Here is a 12,813-nt window from a genome sequence, read left to right on the forward strand (position 1 = left end):
TTGTCGGGATGTGGCACAGTTTGGTAGCGCGCTTCGTTCGGGACGAAGAGGCCGCAGGTTCGAATCCTGTCATCCCGACCATTATAACGACAATACAAAAGACCAGCTCAGTGAGCTGGTCTTTTTCATCTGCACAATCAATAGTCACGTACATTCTTGTCGCCAATAAAGCGGATAAACATATCTGGTGCAATAATTTCATCATCTAATTGAATCAAGGCTTTATGCAGATGGATGGAGACGAAGCGGCCATCGTGTTCATGTTCAATTTCATCGGCAAATTCTTCTTCATAGTGTTCCTTGAAAGTCTGGGCAGTGCTTTTGCTGGACGATACGTTGAGGATACTGGTGTAGACGTTTTCCTGCCCTTTTCCGTACTCGACTTTGAGGATGACATAGATAGCCATGTTCTTGATCATAGGTCGCCACACTCCTTGTTTTATCCCACAATTGCCTATTGGTCCCTATCAATGTTTATTTATTCGACGTGCTATGGTGGAATCCTGCTTACAGCATTACAAAATTTATATTTGCTTCTGTCCTTTAGTGTGGTATAATACAACAGTATGTTTATCCAGAGAAAACAATTTGAGGAGTGATTGTGTGGGAATTTTTCGCACAAAAAGTATTGCGGAGTATCAAAGCGATGCGTCAAAATCCCATCTGAAGCGGGCCTTGGGCTCTCTTGATGTTACGCTTTTAGGTATTGGTGTCATCGTGGGGACGGGAATCTTTGTGCTCACAGGCGTTGCGGCGGCCCAATATGCCGGACCGGCACTGATGCTTTCTTTTTTGCTGGCGAGTCTTGCTTGTGGCTTCGTCAGCATGGCCTATTCGGAATTGGCATCGATGATTCCCGTGGCGGGCAGTGCCTATGCCTATGCTTATACGTCCGTTGGCGAATTCCTGGCATGGCTAGTAGGGTGGAACCTCGTGCTGGAATATTCGGTGGGTGCAAGTGCGGTGGCTGGCGGCTGGTCGGCTTATGTCGTGGGCCTTTTGAAGTCGGCCGGGATTACCCTGCCCGCGCAGTATACGATGGTGCCGGCTGAAGGGGGCATCGTGAATTTGCCTGCCGTGCTCATCACGGGCTTTTTAACGTTTTTGCTCGTGCGCGGCGTGAGGGAAAGTGTTACGGTCAACAAGATTCTCGTTGGGGTCAAGTTGCTGGCAATCTTTATTTTCTTGTTCCTGGCTGCGCCTACGGTGAATCCTGCCAATTGGGAACCCTTTATGCCGTTTGGCTTTTCTGGTGTATCGGCTGGAGCTGCCGTAATCATCTTTGCGTATCTGGGTGTTGATTCTATTGCAACGGCGGCGGAGGAAACCAAGAATCCGGCCCATGATATGCCGACGGGGATCATCGCCTCACTATTGATCTGTACGCTTTTGTATATCGGTGTAACCGCGGTTATGACTGGTAATGTCTCCTATACCGAACTGGATAATGCCGAGCCAGTGGCCTTCGTGCTCCGCGAGCTTGGGTATCGGTTTGGTTCGGCTGTGGTCGGTACCGGCGCTATCGCTGGCCTCACTACGGTACTGCTGGTCATGATGTATGCTCAGACCCGGGCCTTCTACGCCATGAGCCGCGATGGCTTGATTCCCCAGAGCGTTTGCAAGATCCATTCAAAGTATGCCACGCCACATCGTATCACGGTGATTGTGGGATTGGCGGTTATGCTCATCAGTGGTTTCACGCCAATCAATGTTGTCGCTGAGATGTGTAGCGTCGGAACGCTCTTTGCCTTTATCGTTTCGTCAATAGGTGTTATGGTCATGCGCCGGAAGTATCCGGATATCAAGCGCCCGTTCCGCTGCCCGGCCATTTATGTTATGGGGACGCTGGCCATTGCCAGCTGCGCCTATATCATGTATAATCTTTCCTCCATGACCTGGGAGCGTTTCTGGGTGTGGAGTGCTGTGGGCGTTTTGATTTACTTCGCCTACGGGTACCGCCACAGCAAAGAAAACAAATAAATACAGCCTTCCCCTGTGGGGAAGGCTTTTCTATATGTAAACATGTAACATAATATTTACATTTGTCCATTTACGATATATAATGTTATTTACGTGGGGATATACGCAAAATTTATTATGTTATTATCTTCAGTAACATAGATTACTGACCACGACGCGGTTTTCGCGTTATCCTAGCTATATATTGCAATTCTATTTTCATAGAGGGGAGCAAACAAAACATGAGCAAACAGATGAAAACGATGGACGGCAACCAGGCTGCCGCCTACATCTCCTATGCTTTCACGGACGTTGCGGCAATCTATCCGATTACGCCGTCTTCTCCGATGGCTGAGCATGTGGACGAGGATGCGGCCAAAGGCAAGAAAAACCTTTTCGGTCAGACGGTCCGTGTCATCGAGTTGCAGTCCGAGGCTGGCGCAGCAGGTGCCGTTCACGGTTCCCTGCAAGCTGGTGCGCTGACGACTACCTATACGGCATCCCAGGGCTTCCTGCTGATGATTCCAAATCTTTATAAAGTAGCCGGTGAGCTGCTGCCGGGCGTATTCCATGTATCGGCACGTGCACTGGCCGCTAACTCGCTGAACATCTTTGGCGACCACCAGGATGTCATGGCAGCTCGCCAGACGGGCTGCGCTATGCTGGCTGAGGCAAGCGTACAGGAGGTCATGGACCTTTCGGCCGTGGCACATCTCGTTGCCATCAAGGGCCGCGTTCCGTTCATCAACTTTTTCGACGGTTTCCGCACGTCCCATGAAATCCAGAAAATCGAAATGGTCGACTACGAGGACCTCTCGAAGATTCTCGATTGGGATGCGGTGAAAGAATTCCGCCGCCGTGCTTTGAATCCGGATCATCCGGTTATCCGCGGTACAGCAACGAACCCGGATGTATATTTTCAGAGCCGCGAAGCTTCCAATGAATACTATCAGGCGCTGCCAGATCTCGTTGAAGAAGCCATGGCTGACATGGCAAAAATCACGGGCCGTGAGCATCATCTCTTCGATTACTATGGTGCCGAGGATGCAGACCGCATCATCATCGCTATGGGGTCGGTTTGCCAGGCAGTCCAGGAGACGGTCGACTACCTCAACCAGAACGGTGAGAAAGTCGGTCTCATGAACGTGCATCTCTATCGTCCCTTCTCCCTCAAGCACTTCTTCCAGTTCCTGCCGAAGACGGTCAAGAAAGTTGCTGTCCTCGACCATACGAAAGAGCCGGGTTCGCTGGGCGAGCCGCTTTACCTCGATGTCAAGGCTGCGTTCTACAACTCCGACATGAATCCGATTATCATCGGCGGCCGTTTCGGTCTTGGCGGCAAAGACACGACGCCGGATCAGATTTTTGCGGTATTCGAGGAACTCAAGAAAGATGCTCCGAAAGATGGCTTCACCATTGGTATCGAAGACGATGTCACGAACACGAGCCTCGCACCGGTCATGAGCGATGTTGACCTGACGCCGGCAGGCACGACGGCTTGCAAGTTCTGGGGTCTCGGTTCTGACGGTACGGTCGGTGCCAACAAGAGCGCCATCAAGATTATCGGCGATAAGACGGACATGTACGCCCAGGCATACTTTGCCTATGACTCCAAGAAGTCCGGCGGTATCACGATGAGCCATCTGCGCTTCGGCAAACAGCCGATCAACAGCCCATACCTCATCAACAAAGCGGACTTTATCTCCTGCTCCCAGCAGTCCTATGTCTACAAATATGACCTGCTGGCTGGGCTCAAGAAAGGCGGCAAGTTCCTTCTGAACACGACCTGGTCCGATGAGGAACTGACCAAACATCTGCCGGCTTACATGAAACGTTTCATTGCCAAGAACAACATCGAGTTCTACACGGTAAATGCTGTAGATATCGCGAAAGAACTTGGCCTTGGTGGCCGCTTCAACATGGTTATGCAGTCTGCATTCTTCAAGATTGCAAACATCATTCCTATCGATACGGCTGTGGACTACCTCAAGGATGCTGTCGTTAAATCCTACGGCAAGAAGGGCCAGAAGATTGTCGATATGAACAACGGTGCCATCGACAAGGGTATCGAAGCACTGCACCGCGTAACGGTACCGGCTGATTGGGCTAATGCCGAGGATGAAGCGGCAGAGAAGAAGAACGCTCCGGCCTTCATTACGGAAATCCAGGATGTCATGAACCGTCAGGAAGGCGACAAGCTGCCGGTTTCCAAATTCGCAGGCGAAATGGCTGACGGCACGTTCCCGCTGGGCGGCACGGCTTATGAGAAACGCGGCACCGCGATCAGCGTTCCCGTTTGGGATGCGGAAAAATGCATTGGCTGCAACAAGTGCTCCTATGTCTGCCCGCATGCTACGATTCGCCCGGTACTGACGACAGAGGAAGAACTGGCTGCTGCTCCGGAAGGTTTCCCGTCCAAGAAGACGAAAGCAATCAAGGATTATAACTTCACGGTGGCTGTATCCACGATGGACTGCCTCGGCTGCGGCAACTGTGCACAGGTCTGCCCGGTCAAGGCTCTCGATATGAAGCCGCTGGATGATGAGCTCAAGGCTCAGCAGGTATACTTCGACTATGGCGTTGATGCGAAGAAGGTCGCTCCGAAGAAGAATCCGATGAAGAAAGAAACGGTTCTTGGCTCGCAGTTCGAACAGCCGCTGTTTGAATTCTCCGGTGCCTGCGCTGGCTGCGGCGAGACGCCGTATGCAAAACTTCTGACACAGCTCTTCGGTGACCGCATGATGATTGCCAATGCTACGGGCTGCTCCTCCATCTGGGGCGGCAGTGCACCGGCTATGCCGTACACAAAAAACCACCTGGGTCATGGTCCGGCATGGGGCAACTCCCTGTTCGAGGATAATGCAGAGTTCGGCCTTGGCATGTTCCTCGGCACGAAATCTGTTCGCGACAGCTTGGCAGCCGATGCTAAAGCTGCCGTTGAAGCAGGCAAGGGCAGTGCTGAGCTGCAGACTGCTTTGACCGACTGGGTCGAGAACCTCAACAACGGCAATGGCACCCGCGAGCGCGCTGATAAACTCACGGCTCTGCTCGAAGCAGAAAAGGGCAGCGACGAACTGCTGAACAAACTCTACGAGAACAACGACTACTTCGTCAAACGTTCCCAGTGGATTTTCGGTGGCGACGGCTGGGCTTACGATATCGGTTACGGCGGTGTCGACCATGTCCTGGCATCGGGCGAAGACGTCAACGTATTCGTATTCGATACCGAGGTTTACTCCAACACGGGCGGCCAGGCATCGAAAGCTACGCCGGCAGCAGCTATCGCACAGTTCGCCGCAGCTGGTAAGAAGACGAAGAAAAAAGACCTGGGTATGATGGCTCGTACCTATGGCTACGTCTATGTGGCTCAGGTTGCTATGGGCGCTGACCAGAATCAGCTCCTCAAAGCAATCACTGAGGCCGAGGCATATCCAGGCCCGTCCCTCATCATTGCTTATGCACCGTGCATCAACCACGGTATCCGCAAGGGCATGGGCTGCAGCCAGCTCGAGGCAAAACTCGCTGTCGAGTGCGGCTACTGGGCAAACTATCGTTACAACCCGCAGCTCGTTGGTACGGATAAGAATCCGTTCAGCCTCGACTCCAAAGAACCGGACTTTGACAAGTTCCAGGAATTCCTCATGGGTGAGAACCGCTACATCAATCTCAAGCGTTCCTTCCCAGAAGCAGCAGAGGCGCTCTTCGAGAAGACCCAGAATGATGCTAAGACCCGCTATGAGGGTTACAAAGCGTTGGCTGGTAAATAATCAAGCGAATCAATAAGCGTTAAATGCGAGCCCGCTCTCAATTGTAGAGAGCGGGCTCGTTTTTTATCCGAAATTTTGGGGCGAGGCTGCTTTTTAGCTGATCACTTCATGTATTCCTATAGGGGGATATTTTTCCCCATAAGATAGGAGGAATACTATGAAAAACTACGCGTACATCCGAGTGTCCAGCCTGGACCAGAATGAATCAAGACAGCTGCGGGCGATGGCAGAATTGGCCATTCCCAAGGGAAACATCTACATCGACAAACAGTCTGGCAAGGATTTTAACCGGTATAACTACCAAAAGCTGCTGCAGCGGCTGATGCCTGGGGATTTGCTCTACATCTTGAGCATAGACCGGCTGGGACGAAACTACCGGGAAATCCAGAACCAATGGCGCTATCTGACCGAAGAACGGCAAATTGACATCTGTGTCATCGATATGCCGCTTTTGGACACCCGTCGCTATAAAGACCTGCTGGGAACATTTATTTCCGACCTGGTTCTGCAGGTGCTGTCCTTCGTAGCCGAATCCGAACGCGACAACATCCGCAAGCGCCAAGCCCAAGGCATCGCCGCCGCCAAAGCCAGAGGCACCCGCTTCGGCCGTCCGGAAGCGAAGATACCGAAGAATTTCAAACAACTCGTCAACAAATGGCGAAATAACAAACTAACATGCGAAGAGATTTTGCAAACATGTCAAATAAGTAAAGCAACATTCTACCGAAGAGTTCGCGAAATGGAAATAAGTTAACAAATAACGTAACAAAAACTTGAACTTGTTTAGTTATTGCGCTATTATTTAAAGTAAAAAGGAGGAAAAGCGAAATGATAACCGAAGAACTTGTTGAATTAACAAAGTGGATTTTAGAAAAAAAGACAGAAAGACAGGATTTAGAAATCAAAACAGCTCATGGCGGTTGTCCCAAACGGCTTTATGATACATTGTCTAGCTTTTCCAATCAAGATGGCGGCGGTATTCTCTTTTTTGGGATAGATGAAAAAGAAGGATTTAAGTTATCGGGAGTATATGACTTGCAGGATTTGCAGAAAAAAGTAGTGGAACAGTGTAATCAGATGGTTCCGCCTGTACGGGCCGTTTTTACGGTAGCGGAGGTAAACGGTTTTGATGTGTGTTCGGCAGAAATTCCCGGTTTGGAGTTATCAGAACGTCCTTGTTATTACAAAGGGGCAGGGCGTCTAAAGGGAGCTTACACCCGCGTGGGCGATGACGATATGGTAATGACGGAGTATGAACTGTATAGTTACGAAGCATTTTGTAAACATCTTCATGATGACGAGCGTCCTGTTGAACGGGCAATTATCGAGGATTTAGATGCACGAATGCTGAATTCTTACATGCAGGAAAAAAAGGCAGAGCGTCCTGGGTTTGCTCAACTGACTGATGCACGGGCCTATGAATTAATGGATATTCTGCGTGACGGTAAGCCGACTTTGGCTGCTGTTATGAATATGGGAATCTATCCGCAGGGATTTATGCCGCAGCTTTGTATCACGGCAGTGGTAGTTCCTGGGGAGAATATTGGCGATACGGATGACCACGATATTCGATTTAGTGATAATAAGCGAATTGAGGGAACCTTAGCCGAGCAGGTCCGTGAAGCAATAGCTTTTTGTAAACGAAATATGAAGACCCAACCGGTCATCGATAAGCAAACTGGCGAGCGCAGGGATATTGATGAATATCCCGTAGCAGCAATCCGAGAAGCAATTCTAAATGCGGTAATCCATCGAGATTATAGTATCTATACAGAGGGGACTCCGATACAAGTGGTTTTGTATCGAAATCGGTTGGAGGTTCACAGTCCGGGAAATTTATATGGGCGGATGACCGTAGACCAATTGGGGGTGGCTAAACCAGACCTCCGAAATCCTGCTTTAGCGACGATGACCGAAGCATTGACTCGGGCCGAAAATCGTTACTCAGGGATACTGACGATGCGAAGAGAGATGAAGCTCAGTGGATTGCCAGAGCCTGTTTTTGAAAATCGTCGAAATGAATTTGTCGTGACGTTCTATAACACGCAGGAGCAACAGGAAAATACAGCGGAGAATACACCGGAATCGGTAAAAGCTTCTTTGTTGGATTTTTGCCGAACACCACGTACAAGAGCAGAACTTAAAGACTACATGAATATAAGTACGTTCACGTATATCTATAATCGGTATATAGTGCCATTGGTTGAAGCTGGTCAGTTGGAACTCACTTTGCCAGACAAACCACGAAGCAGAAATCAGCGCTATCGGACCATACAATAAAATAAGGGATAAAAAGCCAGCCACACAGGTTACTACATAGTTTCCTGTGTGGCTGGCTTTTCTTTTGCGTTATGGAAATTGTCTCATAAAGTGTACTTTTTGACAAATAGGGAACATCGTCCTAAATCCACTCGAATAATCTCAAAACCTATAAATCCGTACACAAAAAGCGTTGAAAAATGGACATTTGTAGCTCCTTTTGTTATAATGGGGCTTGTGAATGTACTGTCTCAAAAAGTACACTTTTTGATAAACATCGCACTTATTCATCGATGTATAAACTACATGAAATCTAACAACACAAAAGGAGCAGGGTAACGATATGGAAAACGAAGAGAGCATTGACCTGGGACGACTCATGCAGATCATGCTGGAGCGAAAGAAGGTAGTAGGCGGCATCGTCGCCGGTTGTACGGCACTGGCGATTGGTACCGCCTTCATCCTGCCGAAACAGTACGAGTCCACCACCCTCGTCCAGACCCGCAGTGCGGGTAAGGACATCGGTGGTGCGGCTGCTATGGCTGCCGCTATGGGGATTAATATCGGTGGCAGCAGTTCCAATGCTTCGCCGCTCAATTACATCGAGTTGATGAAAAGCCGCCGGGTTCTCGAACCGATTATCGATGAAATCGAGTGGCCGGATGATAAGAAACCGGATGCAAAGGCCTTTGCCAAGAAGAACCTCAAAATCGAGAATACCAAGCAGACCAACCTCATCACGGTAACGGCAACTGGCCGTACGCCGGAAGAAGCGCAGCTGATTTCCCAGGGTGTTGTGGATAACTTCCTCACGATGCAGACGGAAAACAGCCAGCAGACCCAGAGCCTCTTGGTTACCTTCCTCAACGACCGTATCGAAAATGCCAAACAGGAAGCAGACGATGCGGCAGCAAAACTGGCTGCTTTCCAGAAAGAGCATAAGCTCTATAGTCCCAGTGACCAAGCAAAGCTTGCTATCGAACAGTTAAACGCCTATGACAAAACCATTGGTGAAATGCAGGTAGCGCAGAAATCGGCCCAGGCTCAGTACGACGTCGCTACCCAGAAACTCGGCGAACAGAAAGCTGGAGCTGCCAGCTACAACATCAACGATAACAGCACCGTCCAGAGCATCCGTGCGCAGATTGTCGCGAAGGAAGTCGAACTCGTCGGCCTGCGCCAGAAATATACCGACAATCATCCGTCTGTTATCGCGGCACAGCGTCAGCTGACTCAGCTGAGTCAGTCGTTATCCGATGAAGTCGGTGCCGTCGTGAACTCTAACGCCGCCAGCCTCAACAGCGCCCAGATGGAACTGTTAAAGAACCAGGCGGTAGCCCAGGCACAGGCCAGCGCCGCCAGCGCCAGCGAAGCGGCCATTAAGGCGAAAAAAGCCGAGAAAGAAACAGAAATCTCGCAGCTCCCAGAAGCCGTCATGGACTACATCAAACTCGAAAGCGACGCGAAAATCAAACAGCAAATCTACACCAGCCTCGTCCAGCAGTGCGAACAGGATAAAATCCAGGAAGCCATGGAAAGCATGGACATCCAAATCATCGATGCGGCAAATCTGCCCGATGAAGGTAAGCCGGCGGCACCTAGAAAGAAACTAATCACAGCGATTGGCTTTGTTGTCGGCTGTTTGATTAGCTTTGGCTATGGACTGATTTGTTATAAACGAGAAGAGGTTTGACGTGTTGGCTTATCTACGACAAATACGAGACAAACTAAAACTGCTGTTAATCGATGCCATAATCCTGGCCGTGATGCCATTAGTAGCATTGTTGCTTCGTTTCGAAGGTGTCGTTCCCGCTGCGGAGTTTGATACGTTTCGGGTATGCTTGCCATGGATGGTGTTGATTTCACTGGCCATCTTTTATTTCTACGGGATGTATCACCGCATTTGGCACTATGCACGTATTCGTGATCTCATTGCGATAATTGGTGCCATAACCCTATCACAAGCTATTGTCTTTTTGATTATATCCATGGCGGCGATTCCCGTGCCGCGCAGTGTCATCATCCTGACCTGGGTGCTTATGATTTGTGCCGTGGGAGCTAGCCGTCTGGCCTATAAAGTCAATTTGGACTTGGTCACAGAATCCCAAGGGGATAGAAAAAATCTCCTCATCGTTGGTGCTGGCGATGCTGGCGCCATGCTGGTGCGGGAACTGGAACAAAAAATGACTGCAACTATTTGCATCGTCGGATTTGTTGACGATGATGTGAAAAAACAAAAGGGGCGACTCGCTGGTTTTCCGATACTCGGGACCATAAGTGAAATCCCCAAAGTAGTACAAGAACACAAAATCGACAAAATCGTTATCGCCATACCCTCGGCGGATGGGGATACCATCCGCCATATTGCGATGCAATGCCGCAAGACGGGGGCAAAAGTCCGCATCATGCCAGGAATCTACGAAATGATGACCGACGAAGTCGGCATGGGGGAGATGCGCGAAATCCGGTTGGAAGACTTGCTTCGCCGTGATCCGATTCACCTCGACTTTGCCAAGATAACAAACTACATCGCCGGCAAAACCGTACTGATTACCGGTGCTGGCGGCTCCATTGGCTCGGAAATCTCCCGTCAAATCAGCCGCGTAGGAGCAAAAGAGATTATCCTCCTCGGCCGTGGGGAAAACAGTATTTATGAAATCCATCAAGAACTTAAACGCAAATTCCCAGAACAGACTTATCATACGGTAATTGCCAATATCACGGATAAAGACCGCATGGCGCGAATCTTTAAAAGGTTTCAGCCGGAAGTCGTATTCCATGCTGCTGCGCATAAACATGTTCCGTTAATGGAAATTCAGCCCGAAGAAGCTATCAGGAACAACGTCTTCGGCACGAAAAATGTGGCAGAGCTGGCAGATGAGAATCACGCAGAAATCTTCGTCTTGATTTCCACGGATAAAGCCGTAAATCCAACCAGCGTAATGGGAGCTACCAAACGCACGGCAGAACTCGTACTGCAGAAAATCAACCAGCATAGTCAGACCAAGTTCGTCACGGTAAGATTCGGCAACGTCCTCGGCAGCCGTGGCAGTGTCGTGCCGCTGTTTGAAAAACAGATTGCCGCTGGCGGCCCGGTAACCGTTACCCATAAAGAAATGACAAGATTCTTCATGACCATTCCGGAAGCTGTACAACTGGTACTCCAAGCTGGTAGTCAGGCCGAAGGCGGCGAAGTTTTCCTGTTTGACATGGGCAAACCCGTGAAAATCAAAGACATGGCCGAAGACCTCATAAGACTTCATGGCCTCGTTCCAGGCGAAGACATCCAGATTATCTACACGGGGCTGCGTCCAGGAGAGAAACTTTACGAAGAACTCCTTACCAACGAAGAAGGTACGACTAGTACCAAACACAAGAAGATCTTTAGAGCACAGATTCAGCCGTTGGATGAATCTGATCTTGAGCAAAGCCTGAAAACGTTGCAAGAAACCACAGACAAGCAGGTAATCCTGCAAACGCTAAAACACATGATACCAACCTATAAAAGCAAACAGCTGGAATCCTAAAAAAGCCTCCCCCTAAGGGGGAGGGGGACCGCGAAGCGGTGGAAGGGGGGTCCAGCACGAAAGGCAAGAAAGAAGGCATTCTATCAATGAAATCTCGTAAAATAAGTTTTTCCCCTCCCGATATCACGGAAGAAGAAATAAACGAAGTAGCAGAAGCACTGCGCTCCGGTTGGATAACCACTGGCCCAAGAACGAAAAAATTGGAATCGCAAATCGCAGATTACTGCCGTACGAGTAAAGCGGTCTGTTTGAATTCTGCTACAGCAGCATTAGAGCTAACGTTAAGGGTGCTTGGTATCGGTAAAGGCGATGAAGTAATTACCAGCGCCTATACCTACACGGCATCCGCCAGCGTCATTGACCATGTCGGAGCAAAAATCGTATTGGTGGATACGGCGAAAGATAGCTGGGAAATGGATTACGATGCATTGGAAAAGGCCATCACCGAGAAAACCAAGGCGATTATCCCAGTAGATTTAGGTGGTGTTCCCTGCGACTATGACAAGCTAAAAGCCATTGTCGAGGCGAAAAAAGACCTGTTCCAGCCGAAGAATAAAATCCAGCAGGCTTTGGGCCGAGTGGCCATCACAGCCGATGCCGCGCATGCCTTTGGCGCAAGCTATAAAGGCCAGCCGGTTGGCTCCGTGGCAGATTTTACAAGTTTCTCTTTTCATGCCGTGAAGAATTTTACCACAGCTGAAGGAGGTGCTGTAGTCTGGAAAGCCATTGATGGGGGAGATAACGAAGAAATTTACCATCAGTATCAGCTCTTGAGCCTTCACGGCCAGTCAAAGGATGCCTTGGCAAAGACAAAACTTGGTGCCTGGGAATACGACATCAAAGGCCCGTGGTACAAATGCAATATGACCGATATCATGGCGGCCATTGGATTAGTGCAGATGAAGCGCTATCCGGCAATGTTGGCACGAAGAAAAGAAATCATTGATAAATATAATGAGGCGTTCAAGGATTTGCCAATCCAGACGCTGCCGCATTATGGAGTAGACTATCAGAGTAGTGGACATCTTTACTTAGTGCGATTGCTAGGATTAGGAGAAGCAGAACGAAATGCCTTCATCATCAAGATGGCAGAGCGTGGTATTGCGACGAACGTCCATTACAAACCGCTTCCCATGCATACAGCATATAAAAATCTTGGTTTTGACATCCAGAATTATCCAAATGCCTATAAGCAGTATCAAAACGAAGTCACCCTGCCACTGCATACCAAGTTGACGGATGAAGATGTGGACTACATCATAAAGAATTTCAACGAAGTTTATCAGGAAGTGAATGCATGA

The 12,813-nt window shown here is 49.4% G+C and carries 8 protein-coding genes and 1 tRNA gene; 8 read left to right on the forward strand and 1 reads right to left on the reverse strand.

The annotated features are described in order from the left end of the window. Positions 1 to 4: 4 nt before the first annotated feature. Positions 5 to 81, forward strand: a tRNA-Pro gene (locus BLQ36_RS03410). A gap of 56 nt (positions 82 to 137) precedes the next feature. Here the strand turns inward: BLQ36_RS03410 and BLQ36_RS03415 are convergent. Next, positions 138 to 419: a hypothetical protein gene (locus BLQ36_RS03415; protein WP_033170757.1), complete on the reverse strand. Its 282-nt coding sequence runs from the start codon at positions 417 to 419 to the stop codon at positions 138 to 140. Positions 420 to 603: 184 nt separating this feature from the next. On the opposite strand from BLQ36_RS03415, the gene BLQ36_RS03420 reads away from it, so the two are divergent. From BLQ36_RS03420 to BLQ36_RS03450, 7 genes are all read left to right on the forward strand, one after another. Continuing rightward, complete coding sequence (locus tag BLQ36_RS03420) at positions 604 to 1,980, forward strand: amino acid permease (protein WP_074513983.1); 1,377 nt, start codon at positions 604 to 606, stop codon at positions 1,978 to 1,980. A gap of 221 nt (positions 1,981 to 2,201) precedes the next feature. Then, positions 2,202 to 5,726, forward strand: a complete 3,525-nt coding sequence (gene nifJ / locus BLQ36_RS03425; protein ID WP_074513984.1) for a pyruvate:ferredoxin (flavodoxin) oxidoreductase — start codon at positions 2,202 to 2,204, stop codon at positions 5,724 to 5,726. A gap of 157 nt (positions 5,727 to 5,883) precedes the next feature. Beyond that, positions 5,884 to 6,480 (forward strand): recombinase family protein, encoded by a 597-nt coding sequence (locus BLQ36_RS03430; RefSeq protein ID WP_074513985.1) that lies wholly within the window; start codon positions 5,884 to 5,886, stop codon positions 6,478 to 6,480. Positions 6,481 to 6,554: 74 nt separating this feature from the next. Further along, complete coding sequence (locus BLQ36_RS03435; protein ID WP_074513986.1) at positions 6,555 to 8,006, forward strand: ATP-binding protein; 1,452 nt, start codon at positions 6,555 to 6,557, stop codon at positions 8,004 to 8,006. A gap of 322 nt (positions 8,007 to 8,328) precedes the next feature. After that, entirely contained in the window at positions 8,329 to 9,678 is a 1,350-nt protein-coding gene (locus BLQ36_RS03440) for a GumC family protein (protein WP_074513987.1), read from the forward strand. A 4-nt stretch (positions 9,679 to 9,682) separates the two neighbouring features. After that, positions 9,683 to 11,512 (forward strand): nucleoside-diphosphate sugar epimerase/dehydratase, encoded by a 1,830-nt coding sequence (locus BLQ36_RS03445; RefSeq protein ID WP_081342217.1) that lies wholly within the window; start codon positions 9,683 to 9,685, stop codon positions 11,510 to 11,512. 86 nt (positions 11,513 to 11,598) lie between these two features. Further along, positions 11,599 to 12,813, forward strand: coding sequence for a DegT/DnrJ/EryC1/StrS family aminotransferase (locus BLQ36_RS03450; protein WP_074513988.1), 1,215 nt, complete (start codon positions 11,599 to 11,601; stop codon positions 12,811 to 12,813).

This window comes from Selenomonas sp. WCT3, assembly GCA_900100835.1.
GTDB lineage: Bacteria > Bacillota > Negativicutes > Selenomonadales > Selenomonadaceae > Selenomonas_A > Selenomonas_A ruminantium_E.

What these genes read in the sequence shown, in the direction of transcription:
- BLQ36_RS03435 (WP_074513986.1), top strand. Translation starts at nt 6,555, where the DNA reads ATGATAACCGAAGAACTTGTTGAATTAACAAAGTGGATTTTAGAAAAA.
- BLQ36_RS03430 (WP_074513985.1), top strand. Translation starts at nt 5,884, where the DNA reads ATGAAAAACTACGCGTACATCCGAGTGTCCAGCCTGGACCAGAATGAA.
- nifJ (WP_074513984.1), top strand. Translation starts at nt 2,202, where the DNA reads ATGAGCAAACAGATGAAAACGATGGACGGCAACCAGGCTGCCGCCTAC.
- BLQ36_RS03450 (WP_074513988.1), top strand. Translation starts at nt 11,599, where the DNA reads ATGAAATCTCGTAAAATAAGTTTTTCCCCTCCCGATATCACGGAAGAA.
- BLQ36_RS03440 (WP_074513987.1), top strand. Translation starts at nt 8,329, where the DNA reads ATGGAAAACGAAGAGAGCATTGACCTGGGACGACTCATGCAGATCATG.
- BLQ36_RS03415 (WP_033170757.1), bottom strand. Translation starts at nt 419, where the DNA reads ATGATCAAGAACATGGCTATCTATGTCATCCTCAAAGTCGAGTACGGA.